The sequence below is a fragment of the Cloacibacterium caeni genome, from assembly GCF_907163125.1.
Classification (GTDB): Bacteria; Bacteroidota; Bacteroidia; order Flavobacteriales; family Weeksellaceae; genus Cloacibacterium; species Cloacibacterium caeni_B.
The window spans coordinates 975,818-994,004 of the sequence record NZ_OU015319.1 but is presented as its reverse complement, the minus strand read 5'-3'; the positions used below and the strand labels follow the sequence as shown (position 1 = coordinate 994,004).

The following is an 18,187-nucleotide window of genomic DNA, read 5'->3' as shown; positions in this document are numbered from 1 at the left end:
AATCTGTTGATTTTATGATGATTGTGGAAAAGTCTTCTTTACTAAAGAGGACTTTTTTAGTTAAATTTGTAGGAATGTAAAATTAATAATAATGAACAACCAATTAAATAAAATCTTTAATATTTATTATATCAATTTCGCAAAGGTCTATGAAATAAAAATGATGTTGAGTAACATTATTTCCATCGGAGGAGAAATTGAAAATCATATTGAAAAGGGTAATGAAAAGGAACTTAAAACTAAGTTAGGAGCTAAATTTCTAACGTTATTTAGTGGAGAGATTGAGGGAGGTGTAAAATCAAATAATTCTGATTCAAAAAAGGTTTTAGAAACATTTGAAATTAAAACGACAAAATCAATAATATTAAATGAGATAATAGAAAAGAGTAAAAATATAACTGATTTTGAAAACACTGATGAGGGAGAATTGGTAATCGTAGATGATGTTAATTTATCATTGGAAAATGATGCAGAATTGAGAACGGTAAAATTATTTTCTAATGGAGGTTTTAAAGGTATGGCTATACCTGGAGCAGAAGGATTTGATATAAACAATTTATTTAATTCTATGCTTAAGGATTACGCATATAAAATGAAAGGTAAAATTAAAAATAGTATTGAGGAGATTTTAGTAAAGATACCGTTATCTTTTGAAAGTGAATTTGAAAGTTCATATAGTGTAGATGATTTATTTATAGGAAAAGTTTCATTAGTAGGATTGTATAAAGGTAAAATCAAAATCAACACTTTGAGGAATTCATTCCAATTTTTTCAGGAACTTGGAAGTTTACAAAATCTGAATACGACTAATTCAACTGATGATGAAATTCAGGAAAGTCAATATACTGAATCAAATGTAAATCAGAATCTTTATCCATTTGTTTCCAGTGATGATGAAAAAGATTACCATTATATTGATTTGTTAGCTATAGTTCAAAATGTTAATATTCCTCAAGAAGTGAATAATGGGTAAGAAACTTATTTTTTTTCATAAAGAAGAATTTTCTACTTATAAAAGTATGATGACTAATAAAGGTTATATTATAAATAGTATAACTAAATATTTGAATTCTAACGATATATTAGAAAATTTTGATTATCAAAGTGAGATTATAGATTTATCTTCCTTAACATTTGCTTTTAAAAATGATAATCTTTCGTTTCAACTTGAACAACTATTACCATTTTTTTCAGATGAAACAATATTTATTGCAGATGTAAAATATGAAGAGGTTTTAACATACGAATTAAGATATTGCTTCGATGAATTTGAAGATTTAGAAATTGAGTTACCGAAAGATAATAAACCAAATATAGGGGTTGGTAAATCCTTTATAAAGAAAAAAATTATTGATCTAAAAGGGGATGAATTAAAAAATTTTTGGAATGAATTCAATGGTAGATTATACGGACATCAAAAATTTAAAGATGATTTTTTTAAATTAGTTAATGTGTTTAATATATTCAATGCTTTAGGAGAGCATAAAATTTTATCATTGTTTGTATTGGGAGATTCTGGAGTTGGTAAAACCGAAATAGCAAGAGTTCTCCAAAAATGCCTAAAAGGTAAAAACAAACTTGCTAAGATTAATTTTGGAAATTATAGTAGTAAAGATGCTTTAAACTCTTTAATTGGAAGTCCTCGAGGATATGTAGGAAGTGAAACAGGAGAATTATTTGAGAAAGTGAAAGAATCTGATGTTGGATTAATTCTAATTGATGAATTTGAAAAAGGAGATACGGCTGTATTCAATTATTTTTTAGAAGTTCTTGAGAATGGTAAAATGACAAATTCTCAAGGGGAAGAAATTGATTTGAATGGTTACACAATTATTTTTACTTCAAATATCTCTAAAGAGAATTTTAAAAAGGTTATTTCTCCAGAATTACGTTCAAGATTTAATTATAAAGTACATTTTAGTTTATTATTTAATAACGATAAGGATAAATTTGTTAGATACAGATTAGGGGAAATAATGAATAAATTTGAAACGAAATTTAATTTAGAATTTCCAAATGATACTCACGATAATTTAGTTAGTAAAATAGAAGTTTCAAAATTCAAAAATATGCGTGATTTGAATAAAGAAATAAAGGATAAATTTGTTGAATATATTACTCAAACGGTTATAGATAACGATGAAAATTTAGAGATAGATTATTAATTGGATACTAAAAATTCATAAACACCCACAACCAGTAAAGAGAAAGTTTCTGTATCGGAAAGTAATAAAATTACTCATCAGTAGCATAATAAAAATCATCAATAGAATAAAAATTATTTTTTTATTTTAGCATGACTTTAACTAATAACCTTATCTGAATGAAAAAAAGTTTATTTTTTCTCTTATTAAGTACATTACTTTATTCTCAAAACATAAATTTTACTTGGATTCAAGGTACAAATCAAACTGAACAAACTGCAGAAATTGGTTTATATGGACTAGACTCTGATGAAAACTGGCCAGGTATTCAAAGAGATATGTCTTATGTAGTAGACAAAGAGGGATTATTTTGGATGTTTGGCGGATACAGTGAGGGTAGCTATAGCAGTATATTATGGAGCTACAATAAGCAAAACAATAATTTTACGTTTAAAAAAGGCAGACCTTATAATGATTCTGACGGTTTTGATAAAGGAATCAACGTAGAGAGTTATCGCAATATGCCTTCTGGAGTTTCACTATCTTCATTTTGGACTTCAAATAATAATTTATATAAATTTGGAGGGATTACTAGCTCTTTAACAGCGAGCAATGATTTCTGGAAATTTAATATTGCAACCAATAATTGGATTAAAATATCTGAACCTACTAATGATGGAGCTGGGCATTTTGGAACGAAAGGCGTAGAAGACATTGCAAATATACCTCCTGCTTTAATTAATACAACAACTTGGACCGATGAACAAGGGAACCTATATCTTTTTGGAGGAAGAACAGGCCTTAGTAATAGATCTAATACTGTAGAATATGATACATTATGGAAATATAATATTTCTACGAAGATGTGGAGTTGGATTGGAGGAAGTGATCAACCTAATGCTACTGGTAATTATAATACATTAGGTCAGGAGCATTCATTAAACTCACCAGGTGCAAGGTATGGTTCATGTTCATTTAAAGATTCTCAAGGTAACATATATATTTATGGAGGTTTTTTTAATGGTAAATCTCAATATTATTTATTAAATGATCTTTGGAAGCTTAATATGAATACTGGACAATGGACTTGGTTAAAAGGTAGTCTAACTAGTAAAGAAAGTATTGTAAGTGACATTGGAGTAGAAGATCCAAATAATTTACCCAATACATTAGACTGGAGTTTGGACAATCCAAAACCTAATCATTGGGTAGATAATAGCGGTGATTTTTGGATATTTGTAAATCAATACATGTGGAGATACAGAATATCTACAAATTCATGGGCTGTAATGAAACAAAAAAAAATTATTACCGATGATGATAAAAAACCAATTTATGGAACAATAAATGTAGAAGATCCAAAAAACTTTCCAGGAACTATTAATGGATCAGCTTGTTGGATTGGAAATGACGGGAACTTGTATCAGTTTAAAGGTAGTAAAAACATTGATGCTATATGGAAGTACAATATCCAAACCAACAATTGGGTTTGGATTAAAGGTGTAGATAGTAACATTAATTCTGTTAATAAAAATACCTATCAAAAGCTTGCAGGACTATTAGAAAGTGAAAATACACCAGGCGGAACCTTAGATTTTGGCGCTAAATGGACTGATGAAGATGGAAATCTTTGGCTTTATGGGGTTCTAGGTTCATTCCATAAAGGATTTTCCCTATATGTGTATCGATCAGATGATTTATGGAAGTTTGATATTTCTCAAAAAAAATGGCAATGGATTAAAGGAAACTATTTTTCTTTCTACAATTTTTCTAATTATAATTCTTTAGATTATGGGGTGTTAAATGTTGAAGACAAGAGAAATTCTCCAGGATCTCGTAATGAAGCGTTTTCATGGATAGATAAAAATGGAAATCTATGGCTTTTTGGCGGTAATTATGGCAGCTTTGATAATCAATTGCATCAGGACTTATGGATGTATAACAGAAAAACTAATAATTGGGTATGGAAAGGGGGCAAACAAAAAAATGATGAACCATTTGCTAATTATGGAACGTTAGGCGTTTCTTCTATTACTAATATTCCTGGAGCGAGAAGAGATGGCAAGAGTTGGGTAGACCAAGAAGGAAATTTTTATCTCTATGGCGGCTATGGCTTTGATGAGAAGTCTTCTCAAAGAGGTTATCTAAATGATGTATGGAAATATGATATAACACTTAATCAATGGGTTTGGTTAAGTGGAGATAAAATAATCAACAGCACCAACAGTAAAGATTATCCTATTGCCAAGGAAGAAAGCGGCATAGGATGGCAAGATGAAAATAAAAATTTTTGGTATTATTTTTTTGGTATTATGTGGAAATATCAAACCAATAATAATACATGGACGAAAGTAAGGAGTTCAATACCTTTTACGGCTCTTAATTATGGAAATATTGGAGTAGAAAACGACACTAATTTTCCGGGAAACAGAGCCAATGCATTTACATGGACTGGAAAAAATGGTGACTTATGGTTTTTGGGAGGAAAGGACAGCTATTCTAAACTAGATTTATGGAGATATAATATTAATACAAATAATTGGACTTGGATGTATGGTCCTAAATCTTCATTACCAAAAAATTATGGTCAAATAAATGTTTCTTCGCCCACAAATCTTCCTCCTCATAGGTATAATTCTGCAACTTGGAATGATCAGTTAGGAAACTTATATTTCTTCGGAGGTGATTTATATAATGATGTTTGGCGAATAAATTTTAATAATTACGCACCTAATTTATTTACTGTTACTGCACAAGATGAAACTTGTGATACCAAAAATAATGGAGCAATATTAATTACTTCTAAAGAAAATTATACTTACAGCTATTCATTAAATGGAAGTAATTGGGTGTCTTTTAATTCATCTGTCACGCTCAATAACCTGAATGGCGGCACATATAATCTATGCATTAAATTATCAAATGATACGCAGTATTGTTATGTAGTAAATATCGGAAAACCTGAAAATTTAAAGGGAAAAATTGAACTATCTGGAAGGCTTGCTAAAGTTCAGATACAGTCAGGTACAGCACCTTTTACCATTACTTATGGAAAAAAAAATATTACGGTTTACAGTAAAGGAAGCTATGATTTAATTCTAGATAATTTTGCAGATAATATTGTATTAGAATCGTCCAAATCATGTGAAGGGAAAATTATTAAAGAATTAATTACTACCCAAAATGATATCGTAATATTTCCAAATCCTACGAGTGATTTGATAAATATTGTTAACCATTTAAATGAAAAGGTACACCTAGCTCTATACTCACAAAATGGTCAACTGATTATGGAAGATGATATCAAAGAAAATCACTCCAAAACTATTTCTATCAAAAAACAACCTTCAGGGACATACCTTCTAGTGTTGGAATCCGAAAATAGAAAAATGACTAAAAAAATTATTAAGCAATGAAAAACAATACTTCTATAATTATTATATTTTTTTGTCTTTTTTTCTTAGTAGCTTGTAGCGATAATAGAGAAGAAAATACTCCCAAAAAATTAGTAACAGCTACCACTTTACTGCTACCATCTGATAAACAAATCTGTATGGAAATGCCTATTACATTCTCTTGGAAAAGCGTAACAAATGCAACCAGTTACAACTTAACCGTAAATAAAGTAGAGAACGGTAAAGAAACTACTGTTTATACAGAATCTACGTCAAATACAAACTATTCATTTAATAATCTTGAAAAAGGAATATTGTATAAATGGAAAGTGGAAACTATAGGCCCTCAAAATTCTATGATGAGCAGTACTTTTCAGTTTCAAACAGAATCTTTAGCCATAACAAATCATACCCCATTTGCTCCAGAACTTATAAGTCCTACACTTGGAAGTACTATAGTTGATAATTCTGTGAGTTGGAAGTGTGAAGATTTAGACAATGATCCTCTTACTTATGATCTCTATTTAGGTACAGATATTAACAATTTAAGGTTAACAGAATCAAATCTTACATCAACTAATTATAAGTTTAAAGAATTAGTAGCCAACACAAAATATTATTGGAAAATTATAGCAAAAGATAATCACTCTAATGTGTCCGTTGGTCAAGTATGGAGTTTTATAACCTCGTAAATAGCATTGAAAATAAAACAAATATTGTTTTTTCAAATCTGCAAAATATGAAATAGGTTATATAGTTATGAAGTGATGATTTGAAAATTTGCTTTTTTTCGTTTTAATAAAATGAAATGTCAAAGATTGCAAATCCGAGATATCTTAGATTTTTCTTATATAAAAAAGATTTGATACTACTAATTTATTACTCGTTTAAATAACTTTTAAAAACTCCATCGCCCTCTTACGAATACTTGTGTTGCAAGGTTATTGTAAGATGGGTTTTCTTTTGCAAAGAAAGATTGTGCGCTAAAATCTAAATTGAAATAAAATTAATCAAAACTAAAAACATAAATCTAAATTTTCCTTACCTTTAATAGAAAAAAATGAAAGCTTTTTTATCTTTTGTAGTACTCATTTCATTTTTGGTTTCTTGCCAAAATAAATCCTCTGAAAAAGTATCAGAACGAATTAAAACAGATACTATTCTCCAAAAAAATGGTCAGGTTTTGAGTTATACCGTTTTTGATAAACAACTCTTTAAAATGAAGCGTGATCGCACTGTTTATAGTGATCCTTACCAAAAAAGAATTGCTAAATTGGTTGAATATTATCTGGATAAAAATAACCAAACTGGCGTACAATTTCAACTTAAAAATCCTGAAGCGAAGCTGGGCTATTCTGTAGAAGAAACCGATTGGGAAGGCGTACTTTATACCCAAATTGGCCTTTTTACAATGGGAAATACCAATATGAAAACATTTCAATGGCTATTTTACAATGCAAAAACTCAAGAACTCTATGAGTTTGACGTTCCAAAAAATACACCTATCTTATTTAATTACCGATAATTTTCAAAATATATGAAAATCAAACAACTACAAAGCATTTTAGACCAGCAACCTTCTGTTTCTGGAAACACTTATTTTATCTTCATTGTTTGGGGAATATCTTGGCTGTTTGCACTGGTCTTTTTACTCTTGGGCATTGGACTTTTGCTCGAAAGCATGCTTCATTATAAAATATTTTTAGATACAGTGGCCCAAAAATTACATCTTGTGCTTACTGATGAACAGCGCTGGAACATTTCTACGAGTTTGGGATGGCTCTCATTGATTCTCGCTTTTGTTTTTGGAGCGATGATTTATATCTGCAAAATGGTTTTGGTGAGAAATCACTTCATTATTCAGTTAGAAGAATGGCTCATTTCTGAAATAAAAGAAGTAAAAATAAATCGTAAAATTTCAAAAAAATAACTAAATTTACTTTTATAAATACCAAATTATGAACACTATTATTAAACTTATCATTACCGCAGTTGTGGCTTATTTATTGCCCAATGTTCTCAGTGGAGTACACGTTACTACTTTCTCTGCAGCGATTATTTTTGCTATTGTATTAGGTCTTTTGAATTTATTTGTAAAACCTATTTTGCATTTATTTTCTTTTCCGATTACGCTTTTAACTTTAGGATTATTTGCTTTGGTCATTAATGCCATCATAATACTTTTGGCAGACCATTTTACAGACGGCATTCAGATAGATGGTTTTTGGTGGGCACTTATTTTCAGTGTGGCTTTATCTATCATCACTTCTGTTTTAGAAAGCATCTTTATCAGCAAAGAATAAATTCATTTCATTTTAAATATAATGCAAACCTCAAGAAATTGAGGTTTTTCTTTTGTCTAAAAATTTTGAAAATCCTCTTCAAAATTCTGTAAATATTTTTACCCTTGACTTTTACATCTTTACAAAAAATTAAAAACAACACCATCACCTTAAAAATATAAAGTCATGAGCAGAATATTATTTATTTTTTTATTTCTTATTTTCGGAAATTTGAGTGCTACCAATCCTGATGATCTTTTGGGAACTTGGATGAGCACAGATAATAGTGTAAAAGTAGAAGTATATAAAGTCAATAATCAATTTAAAGCCAAAGTTCTTTGGTTTAATCATCTTTTAAGCGAAAGCAAAACGCCTATGCATTTATCTTTAGATACGAATAATCCCAACCCTGCATTGAGAAATAGAAAAATTCTAGGCATGGAAATTTTAGATGGATTGCGCTATGATGCTCAGAAAAAAGAATGGGTTAATGGGAAAATTTATGACGCTTCTAGTGGAAGATATTGGAGTTCTTGTGCCAAGTTGCTTCAAAATGGAATCTTAAAAGTTCGCGGTTTCTGGAAGGTAGAATGGATCGGAAAATCTATATCTTTTAAAAAAGTAGCCTAAAAAAAGACCTCCTAAAATGGGAGGTCTATTTTGATTTATGCTCTGTCGTATAATTTTTCGTAAAGATTGAAGAATTTTTCTTTTACTGCTTTACGTTTTAATTTCATTGTTGGAGTAAGCAATCCATCTTCAATCGTCCAGAGCGTAGGAGTAAGCTCTATTTTCTTGATTTGCTCCCATTTTCCTAAAGTAGCATTCAGCAAATTAATATCTTTCATAATTCTTGCTTTTAGCTCAGGAGAATTCGCCATTTCTTCTGGAGTTTTACCTATTTTAAGATGTTTTCTCTCTGCCCAAAGTTTTGCAAATGCATAGTCTGGCTGTACTAATGCGCACGGCATTTTTTCGCCGTCACCTACTACCATAATTTGTTCGATAAATTTAGAACCTTTCGCTAAATTTTCTAAAACCTGAGGCGCAACATATTTACCTCCAGAAGTTTTGAACATTTCTTTTTTACGGTCTGTAATGTGTAAGAAACCTTCTGCATCTATATGACCGATGTCTCCCGTCATAAAGTAACCATCTTCTGTAAATGCTTCTTTGGTTTTTTCCTCGTCTTTATAATATCCTTGGAAAACAGAAGGTCCTTTTACGGTGATTTCTCCATCTGCTTGGATTTTTACATCTAAATTATCTAAAACATGACCTACGGTTCCTATTTTCACTCTTTCGAAAGAGTTTACCGCAATTACTGGTGAAGTTTCGGTAAGCCCATATCCTTCTAAAATAGGAATTCCCGCACCTTGGAAACTTCTATTCAGTTTGGTAGACAGAGCAGCAGAACCACTTACTAAAGTGATAATATTGCCGCCTAAACCTTCTCTCCATTTAGAGAACACTAATTTATCTGCAATTCTGTGTTTTAGAGATTTAGGTTTCTTCATGTCATAATTTTCAAGCAATGACAATGCCCAATAGAAAATTTTGGTTTTTAAACCACCAGCTGCAGCTCCTTTGTCTACAATTTTGTCGTACACTTTTTCTATCAAACGTGGCACAACAGTCATAATCTGAGGCTTTACCTCTTTTACGTTTTCACCTACTTTATCTATACTTTCTGCAAAATAGATAGAGAAACCATTGCTTACATAAAGATAGTACAACATTCTTTCAAAAATATGACAAATAGGGAGAAAGCTTAAACTTTTCAGCTCATCTAATCCTTTGGTTACATCTGTAATTATAGGTGCACAAGCTGTAACGTTTGCTACAATATTTTTATGAGTTAGCATTACGCCTTTTGGTCTACCAGTAGTTCCAGAAGTATAAATTAAAGTCGCTAAATCATCTGGTTGAATCGTTTTAGCAATGTCTTCTACTTCTTGTTGATTGTCTTCATTTTCTCCCAAATCGAGTACTTCCTTCCAGTTTGCAGCTCCAGGAATTTCATCAAAGGTAAAAATTCCTTTCAAACTTTCTACCTGAGGTTTTACTTGAAGTAATTTTTCGTACAAATCTTTATCTGAAACAAAAACATATTTTATTTCCGCATTATTAAAGATATAGATATAATCTTCTACAGAAATGGTAGGATATACCGGAACATCTATTGCACCAATTTGCAAAATTCCCAAATCCATAATGTGCCATTCTGTGCGGTTATTGGTAGAAATTAGCCCGATTTTATCTCCCGGTTTAATCCCTAATTTTAACAGTCCTCTGGAAATTTTGTTTCCTTGACTTACGTATTCTTTTGTAGAAGTTTTTGTCCAAACTCCATTATATTTGGTCACCAAAGCATCCTCTTTTGGGAACTTGTATAGCGCATGATGAGCAAAGTCAAACAATCTTGTAACTGACATACTTTACGGTTTTTGATTTTTGTAAAAATAATACTTTTTCTTAATTAACAAATAGTTAATATCAATTTTCATTGAAATTCTTAAAAAATGTATATTTACGGCAATTAATTTTAATACAAAAAATGGATTTTAATTTAACAGAAGAACAACTGATGATTCAGCAAGCAGCGAGAGATTTCGCGCAGACTGAACTTTTGCCTGGCGTAATAGAAAGAGATAACGAACAGAAGTTTCCTTATGAACAAGTAAAGAAAATGGGAGAATTAGGATTCCTAGGAATGATGGTAGACCAAAAATACGGTGGAGCAGGAATGGATAGTGTTTCTTATGTTTTGGCAATGGAAGAAATTGCTAAAGTAGACGCTTCTGCAGCCGTAGTGATGTCAGTAAACAATTCTTTGGTTTGTGCTGGTCTAGAAAAATTCGCTTCTGAAGAACAAAAACAAAAGTATTTAGTTCCTTTAGCAAAAGGTGAAGTCATCGGTGCATTTGCACTTTCTGAGCCAGAAGCTGGTTCTGATGCTACTTCTCAAAAAACAACTGCAATAGATATGGGAGACCACTATCTATTAAACGGTACTAAAAACTGGATTACCAATGGTGGAAACGCTCAATATTATATTGTGATTGCACAAACTGATGTGGAGAAAAAACACAAAGGAATCAATGCTTTCATCGTAGAAAAAGGTTGGGAAGGTTTCGTAATTGGTAAAAAAGAAGAAAAATTAGGAATCAGAGGTTCTGATACACATTCATTAATGTTTACCGATGTAAAAGTTCCTAAGGAAAACAGAATTGGTGAAGATGGATTTGGTTTCAATTTTGCCATGGCTGTTTTGAATGGTGGTAGAATTGGTATTGCTTCTCAAGCTTTAGGTATTGCTTCTGGAGCTTATGAATTGGCGCTAAAATATGCTAAAGAAAGAAAAGCTTTCGGTACAGAAATCATCAATCACCAAGCAATTGCTTTCAAATTAGCAGATATGCACGTGAATATTATGGCGGCAAGAATGCTTTGTTACAAAGCTGCTGCTGAAAAAGATGCAGGTCTAGATATTTCAGAATCTGGAGCAATGGCAAAACTATACGCTTCTCAAGTAGCGATGGATACTACCATTGAAGCAGTACAAGTTCACGGTGGTTATGGTTATGTAAAAGAATATCACGTAGAAAGAATGATGCGTGATGCTAAAATCACTCAGATTTACGAAGGAACTTCAGAAATTCAGAAAATTGTAATTTCTAGAAGTATTGCTAAAAAATAATTGGCAAATTCTTTTCAAAATATGAAAGTCGGACAAGCAATTGTTCGACTTTTTGTTTTCCTATTTATTAAATTTTTATACATTTATTCAATGAAAAAATTAAGTCTTTTAGTCGTTTTGTTTTCCTTGAATCTTTCAGCGCAAGTTCCCACGCTTACTGATGAAATCGCATTTCAATTATCTGAAAAACCAGTGCATTGCATCAATCAAGAATACCCCAATAAAACCGCACATGTTATCAATAATGAAATAGATGTAAAACTGACTCCCAAAGAATTACACCCTAGTTTTTATGGCTGTTTTGACTGGCATTCATCAGTTCATGGACATTGGATGCTCGTAAAACTACTCAAAGACAAACCTTTTCTCAAAAATAAAGAAGAAATTGTAAAAATTTTGGAAGGTTCTTTTCAAGCCGATAAAATAAAAGCCGAAGCAGAATATTTCAGTAAATATCAAGTAGCTAAAGGTTTTGAGAGAACTTACGGTTGGGCTTGGTTGCTTCAATTAGATGCAGAATTGGCGAGTTGGGAAAATCCACAAGCGAAAATTTGGCATCAAAATTTAAAACCTCTCACTGATGAAATCGTAAAATTGTGGAAAGAATATTTACCGAAACAAACGTATCCCAATAGAACAGGAGTTCATCCCAACACTGCATTTGCACTAAGTTTTGCCATAGATTGGGCAAGAACGGTTGGCGAAAAAGATTTTGAAAACCAACTCATCGAAAAAGCAAAATATTTCTATCTAAAAGACGAAAAAACGCCTGCATATCTGGAACCAGACGGAAGTGATTTCTTCTCGCCAAGTTTAGAAATCGCTGATTTGATGACCAGAATTCTTCCGCAAGATGAATATGTAAAATGGTTTAATAAATTCTACGAAAAGAGAAGTATTGAGAATATTTCACAGATTCCTGTAATTTCGGATATTAATGATTATCAAACCGTTCATTTGGTTGGTTTAAGTTTTACTAGAAGTTGGTGTATGAAAAATATTGCTCAAGTTTTACCTAAAAATCACCGACACAAAAAGCATTTCGAGGAAACTTCCGCTAAATTTTTAGAAAATGCTTTACCATTGGTTTTTAAAGGAAATTATGGTGGCGACCATTGGTTGGCTAGTTTTGCGGTGTATGCTTTGAGTAAGTAATTTAATTTTAAAATAATGAATAAATCTATCTTTAATAATGAATATTTTTATAAAGGAATTTTATTAATTCCGATTTTTATATATTTTATTCTGAGAAAACATCTCACAATAGAAATAATATTTCCATTATTTATTATTTCTTCAATTATCAGCTCTTTTTTTGCTTATAAAAAAGGCAAAGGTGAGTTTTATCTCTCTTTATTTCCTCTAGCCGTAATTATTGTGGTTTATATTATGATACTTATTAACTAAAAAACCCTTCAGAACATTCTGGAGGATTTTGTTATAAATTTTTAGAGGGTATAAGATAAATTCATGTAAAATTTAAATCTGCTAATCAAAAAATTTAAAAAATACACACATAGTTTGTCATGCTGGAAGCATCTCAACAAAGAAAATTTAGATTCCTTCGGAATGACAAACTTTATGTTTAATTGGGATTACATAAATGTGAAAATATGTAAATAAATTGTGAACTCAATAAATTTTACTCTTTCGGCATATATTTAGAAATATCGTCATCGTTTTTATTTTCCTCAGCATTTGTTGGTTGTGCATTTTGAGGCGTTTCTGCTGATGGTTTTAATGCTTCCGCTGCTTTTATTTTTTCTCTTTCTAAAGCCAATTGTCTTTGGAATTCTTCTTCGCGTTTTTTCTTATTTCTTTTTACCACGAAATACCAAACAATTCCGCCGATTAAAAATATTGGCCAAAACGGAATAAGCGCTAAAAATAATCCACCCAAAACCGCAAATCCTTTCATAAATGCATTAGAAGATTTATCCCCGAAAGTTTCGTCTTTTTGTTCATCATTCAGAATGTTTAAATCCTCTGCATTATTGGTTTCTGGAGTATTGTCTACCAAAGTGAGTTCCACATCGCACATTTGGCTTCCTACATAATCATTGCCTTCTACTTCTGTGTTTTTAGATTCTACATTTCCCAGACTGCTCATTTTATTCACCAATTCATTGAAATTACTCAATGGTACTTTTACGGTCAAATATTGTTTGGCAATTCCTTCGTTTTCGGTATAATTTTCTGTGATAATATCTGCATTATAAGTGCTCAATTCTTGATTTAACAGGGCTTTTGCAGCAGCCAAATCTTCTACCGAAACTTGCAATCTCGTTGTTTTCGAAATAGGGTAGAGTTCACGCTGAGGAATAGGTTGATTCTGAGCTTGATTTTGATTTTGAACCTCAGGTTCTGGTTGATTTTGTGTATTATTTTTAGAAGTTTGCTTCAAGATTTTATTGGCCGTTTCAGCAATAACTAAAGCAGCGTTGTCGCCACTTTTTATGGCATTATTCGCTGAATCAATCGCTTTTCTAATGTCTTGTGCTTGTTGGCTTTTGTTATCTAACTTTTTAAATTCCTTGTTGAGGGAATCTATGTTTACATTTCCTTTTTTAATGGCGTCTTCTATGATTTCTTTATGCTTATTGATTTCTGGAAGGATTACTTTTCCTACGGTACTGTTAGAATCATTGACGATTTTAGAAATAGAATCGAGGGTTTGATAACTTTCTTTTGCTTGGTTAAAAAGGCTATCTGCTGTTTTAAAGGAATCAGCCGTTTGTTGAATATCGGTTTTATTACAAGCCACCAATAATAGAGTAGCAGTAAAAAGACTAAAAATTGTTTTCTTCATTTTAATAGTTTTGTTGATGCCAAACTTAATACAAAAAATGTTCCCTAAAAATAGGTAAAAAATCGTATTTACATTAAAATCATGAAAATCAATGAATTGTAAAATAATTTTCAAAATTTTTACAAAAAAATCTCCAAGTTTCCTTGAAGATTCATTTATAATCTAAAATCTATAATTTAAAATTATTTTGCATGATTCCATTCACTGATGAAGTGTAATTTCACATTCGGGAATTTTTCTTGAGTCATGTGAATCGTGAAAGCAGAATCTGCTAAAAACACCAACTGACCATGATTATCTCTTGCCATAAAACGCTGTTTTAATCTTGCAAATTCTTTGAATTCATCAGATTTTTCGTCGGCTTCTATCCAACACGCTTTATGAATTCCGATAGGTTCATACGTACATTTTGCGCCATATTCATGCTCTAATCTGTATTGGATTACTTCGTACTGAAGCGCACCCACAGTTCCAATAATTTTTCTGCCGTTCATTTCTAATGTAAACAACTGCGCCACACCTTCATCCATTAATTGGTCTATACCTTTCGCCAATTGTTTTGCTTTTAATGGATCATCATTATTGATATAACGGAAATGTTCTGGTGAGAAACTCGGGATTCCTTTGAACTGTAATTTTTCTCCAGCAGTTAAAGTATCTCCAATTCTGAAACTTCCAGTATCGTGTAAACCTACAATATCTCCAGGGAAACTTTCGTCTACCACTTCTTTTTTGTCTGCAAAGAAAGCATTTGGCGAAGAAAACTTCATTTTTTTACCTTCTCTTACTAGAAGATAGTTTTCATTTCTCTTAAAAGTTCCCGAAACAATTTTCACGAAAGCCAATCTATCACGGTGTTTCGGATCCATATTGGCGTGAATTTTAAAGACAAAACCTGTAAAATTTTTCTCTTCTGGTTTTACCAATCTAAGGTCAGATTCTTTGGGTTGAGGCATTGGTGCAATTTCTACAAAAGCATCCAACAATTCTCTTACCCCAAAATTATTCAAAGCTGAACCAAAAAACACCGGTTGTTGTTCACCAGTAAGATATTGTTCTCTATCGAATTCTGGATAAACAGACTCTATGAGTTCTAGTTCATCTCTTAAAGTAGCTGCAGCTTTTTCACCGATGATTTCATCTACCGAACTGTCATTGATATCATTGATGACGATGGTTTCACCTACTTTTTGTTTCTTTTCTTCAAGAAATAACTGAATGTTTTTCTCCCAAATATTATAAATTCCTTGGAAATCACTTCCCATCCCAATCGGAAGCGAAAGCGGAACTACTTTTAAACCTAATTTTTGTTCAACTTCATCCAGCAAATCAAATGCATCTTTTCCTTCTCTATCGAGTTTGTTGATGAAAACCAACATTGGGATTTTACGCATTCTACAAACTTCTACGAGTTTTTCAGTTTGCTCTTCCACACCTTTTGCTACGTCTATTACTACAATTACAGAATCTACCGCAGTAAGCGTTCTATAAGTATCTTCCGCAAAATCTTTGTGACCAGGTGTATCGAGAATGTTGATTTTCTTTCCTTTGTATTCAAATGCTAAAACCGAAGTTGCTACCGAAATCCCTCTTTGTCTTTCGATTTCCATAAAGTCGGAAGTTGCCCCTTTTTTAATTTTATTTGATTTTACAGCACCTGCTTCCTGAATTGCTCCTCCGAAAAGAAGTAATTTCTCCGTCAAAGTAGTTTTTCCAGCATCTGGGTGAGAGATAATCCCGAAAGTTTTACGTTTTGATATTTCTTGTAATAAACTCATTTCTAAATTTTGAAGTTGCAAAAATCGTGATTTTTATTGAGATTTGAAAATGATAGATGTATTTCCACGCCAAGGCGCAAAATATATCTATGAATTGATTATGTTTTTTAAGACGCGAAAAGACTTCGTCTTTATTTGTTTTGAAAATCTTTGATTTTCTTGCTTCTTATTTTATTTCTATTTTTTTAATATAAATATTGCGTCTTTGCGTTAAAAATTCTTTTGTAAAACAAATGATAGATATATTTCAAAGCAAGGTCACAAAATATATCTATGAATTGATTATGTTTTTAAGACGCAAAAAGACTTCGTCTTTATTTGTTTTGAAAATCTTTGATTTTCTTGCGTCTTATTTTCTTTCTATTTTTTTAATATAAATATTGCGTCTTTGCGTTAAAAATTCTTTTGTAAAACAAATGATAGATGTATTTCAACGCAAAGGCGCAAAAACTTTCAGCTTCCTACTTGTAGCTTCCCTCATTTTTCTATCTTTGAACAAAATAAGTTTTTAGAAATTTTTCTTTAGATTTTTTTTGAACACCCATCAACTTATCACCATTTATGAGTATAGACAATACAAAATACAGAAATTATATTTTTGATTTCAAAGCGGCGGCAGCATTATTTGCTGGACTATTTATTGGAATCATGGTTTTAGGCATGTATACGCTTTTTGCTTACTTTATACTTAAACAAAGTTATGCAGAAATCCAAAACAGTATGGTATTTTTTATCGTGAGCTATCTCTGTACAGTGCTTTTTCCGATTATAGGTTTTGATGTTTTTGTGATGAAAAGTCAAGGAAAAAAACTCAATTTTAACATGCAAACCAGACCTTTTCATGTTTATCTCATGATTTTTCCTATGATGCTGGGAATGATGTTGGTTTCTGAGTTTTTAGTTTCAAAAATTCCTATTGAAGGAGAGTTTTTTGGTCCTTTGTACGATCAAATGTCTGATGCTTTTAGCACTATCGCTACAGATACTGCGGGAATTTATCTTCTTACGGTTCTTTTTGCACCCTTTTTAGAAGAAATTCTCTTTAGAGGTATCATTCAAAAAGGATTGATTAATAAAGGTGTAAAACCAGCAAAAGCGATTATTTTTTCAGCTTTAGCCTTTGGAATTTTTCATCTTAATCCTTGGCAAACAGTCAATGCATTTTTATTAGGATTGGTTTTAGGCGTAGTTTATTACAAGACTAAATCCTTATTAATGCCCATTTTATTACATGCTTTTAATAATTTTATTTCTGCCTATTTATTACTGAATGGAAATTCAGAAAGCGTGACTGAAAACTTACATCTACCAGAATATTATGGTCTTATTGTAGGAATTGTACTTTTATCTGTTTCTTATTATTTATTCATGTACCGAAATAGAATTTATTACAGAGAATAAGCGCTAAAAATTTAAAAATTATAAATCTTATATTTAATATTACATAATGGAAATCCTCGTTGCCACGCACAACTTACACAAGAAAGAAGAAATTCAACAGATTTTAGGCGAAAAATACCACATTACTTCACTTACTGATTATCATATTCACGACGAAATTATAGAAGACGGAAAATCTTTCCATGAAAATGCTTTGATTAAAGCCAAGTTCTGCTTCGAAAAAACTGGAAAGCCCAGTTTAGGAGACGATTCTGGATTGGTGGTTCCTGTACTTGATGGAAGACCGGGAATTTACTCGGCACGTTACGCAGGGAATCATGATTTTGACAAAAATATGACCAAAGTTTTAGAAGAAATGCAAGACAAAAATGATAGAGAAGCTTATTTCATCACCGTTTTATGCTTGTACAACGAACATGGAGCAGAATACTTTGAAGGTAGAGTTTATGGTGATTTAAGCACCGAAAGAAGTGGAAACAAAGGTTTCGGTTATGACCCGATTTTCATTCCCAAAAATCATGAAATTTCTTTTGCAGATATGCCTGCAGAACAAAAAAATGCCATGAGTCACCGCAAAAATGCTTTAGATAAATTTCTTGCATTTTTAGAAAAGTAGAAATTGCAAAATTAAAAGATTTATAAACCATTATAACTTTTGCTATTAGAATAATTTTCACG

General features: G+C 31.4%; 16 protein-coding genes. 13 read left to right on the top strand and 3 right to left on the bottom strand.

All coding sequences use genetic code 11. From position 1 onward, the window contains the following. The first annotated feature begins 91 nt into the window (after positions 1-91). The 8 genes from KKQ79_RS04575 (at position 92) to KKQ79_RS04540 (ending at position 8,451) form a co-directional block, all read left to right on the top strand. Entirely contained in the window at positions 92-973 is an 882-nt protein-coding gene (locus tag KKQ79_RS04575; protein ID WP_250131189.1) for a hypothetical protein, read from the top strand. Beyond that, entirely contained in the window at positions 966-2,165 is a 1,200-nt protein-coding gene (locus KKQ79_RS04570) for an AAA family ATPase (RefSeq protein WP_213189182.1), read from the top strand. Before KKQ79_RS04575 ends, KKQ79_RS04570 begins: the two co-directional genes overlap by 8 nt. A gap of 158 nt (positions 2,166-2,323) precedes the next feature. Beyond that, positions 2,324-5,560: a T9SS type A sorting domain-containing protein gene (locus KKQ79_RS04565; protein WP_213189181.1), complete on the top strand. Its 3,237-nt coding sequence runs from the start codon at positions 2,324-2,326 to the stop codon at positions 5,558-5,560. Further along, positions 5,557-6,231: a hypothetical protein gene (locus KKQ79_RS04560; RefSeq protein WP_213189180.1), complete on the top strand. Its 675-nt coding sequence runs from the start codon at positions 5,557-5,559 to the stop codon at positions 6,229-6,231. Before KKQ79_RS04565 ends, KKQ79_RS04560 begins: the two co-directional genes overlap by 4 nt. Positions 6,232-6,599: 368 nt before the next feature. Next, positions 6,600-7,064: a hypothetical protein gene (locus KKQ79_RS04555; protein WP_213189179.1), complete on the top strand. Its 465-nt coding sequence runs from the start codon at positions 6,600-6,602 to the stop codon at positions 7,062-7,064. Positions 7,065-7,076: 12 nt separating this feature from the next. Further along, positions 7,077-7,469: a hypothetical protein gene (locus tag KKQ79_RS04550; RefSeq protein WP_213189178.1), complete on the top strand. Its 393-nt coding sequence runs from the start codon at positions 7,077-7,079 to the stop codon at positions 7,467-7,469. A gap of 28 nt (positions 7,470-7,497) precedes the next feature. Next, positions 7,498-7,842, top strand: coding sequence for a phage holin family protein (locus KKQ79_RS04545; protein WP_213189177.1), 345 nt, complete (start codon positions 7,498-7,500; stop codon positions 7,840-7,842). Positions 7,843-8,007: 165 nt separating this feature from the next. Beyond that, positions 8,008-8,451, top strand: a complete 444-nt coding sequence (locus KKQ79_RS04540; RefSeq protein WP_213189176.1) for a DUF2147 domain-containing protein — start codon at positions 8,008-8,010, stop codon at positions 8,449-8,451. A gap of 35 nt (positions 8,452-8,486) precedes the next feature. On the opposite strand, the gene KKQ79_RS04535 is transcribed toward KKQ79_RS04540, so the two are convergent. Then, the gene (locus KKQ79_RS04535; RefSeq protein ID WP_213189175.1) at positions 8,487-10,256 is read right to left on the bottom strand and encodes an AMP-dependent synthetase/ligase; all 1,770 of its coding nucleotides are present in this window, start codon (positions 10,254-10,256) and stop codon (positions 8,487-8,489) included. A 122-nt stretch (positions 10,257-10,378) separates the two neighbouring features. Here KKQ79_RS04535 and KKQ79_RS04530 point away from each other — a divergent pair, with 122 nt between their 5' ends. From KKQ79_RS04530 to KKQ79_RS04520, 3 genes are all read left to right on the top strand, one after another. Beyond that, positions 10,379-11,521, top strand: coding sequence for an acyl-CoA dehydrogenase (locus KKQ79_RS04530; protein ID WP_213189174.1), 1,143 nt, complete (start codon positions 10,379-10,381; stop codon positions 11,519-11,521). 90 nt (positions 11,522-11,611) lie between these two features. Beyond that, on the top strand, positions 11,612-12,676 hold the full coding sequence (locus KKQ79_RS04525) for a DUF2891 domain-containing protein (RefSeq protein ID WP_213189173.1): 1,065 nt from the start codon (positions 11,612-11,614) through the stop codon (positions 12,674-12,676). A gap of 15 nt (positions 12,677-12,691) precedes the next feature. Then, the gene (locus tag KKQ79_RS04520) at positions 12,692-12,928 is read left to right on the top strand and encodes a hypothetical protein (RefSeq protein WP_213189172.1); all 237 of its coding nucleotides are present in this window, start codon (positions 12,692-12,694) and stop codon (positions 12,926-12,928) included. A gap of 235 nt (positions 12,929-13,163) precedes the next feature. On the opposite strand, the gene KKQ79_RS04515 is transcribed toward KKQ79_RS04520, so the two are convergent. Together KKQ79_RS04515 and KKQ79_RS04510 are read right to left on the bottom strand one after the other, a co-directional pair. After that, complete coding sequence (locus tag KKQ79_RS04515) at positions 13,164-14,330, bottom strand: DUF4349 domain-containing protein (protein ID WP_213189171.1); 1,167 nt, start codon at positions 14,328-14,330, stop codon at positions 13,164-13,166. Between the two features lie 182 nt (positions 14,331-14,512). Then, positions 14,513-16,108: a peptide chain release factor 3 gene (locus KKQ79_RS04510; RefSeq protein ID WP_213189170.1), complete on the bottom strand. Its 1,596-nt coding sequence runs from the start codon at positions 16,106-16,108 to the stop codon at positions 14,513-14,515. 561 nt (positions 16,109-16,669) lie between these two features. Between KKQ79_RS04510 and KKQ79_RS04505 the strand changes: the two genes are divergently transcribed. Next, positions 16,670-17,509, top strand: coding sequence for a CPBP family intramembrane glutamic endopeptidase (locus tag KKQ79_RS04505; RefSeq protein WP_213189169.1), 840 nt, complete (start codon positions 16,670-16,672; stop codon positions 17,507-17,509). Positions 17,510-17,555: 46 nt separating this feature from the next. Further along, positions 17,556-18,125: an RdgB/HAM1 family non-canonical purine NTP pyrophosphatase gene (rdgB, locus tag KKQ79_RS04500; RefSeq protein WP_213189168.1), complete on the top strand. Its 570-nt coding sequence runs from the start codon at positions 17,556-17,558 to the stop codon at positions 18,123-18,125. Positions 18,126-18,187: the final 62 nt, after the last annotated feature.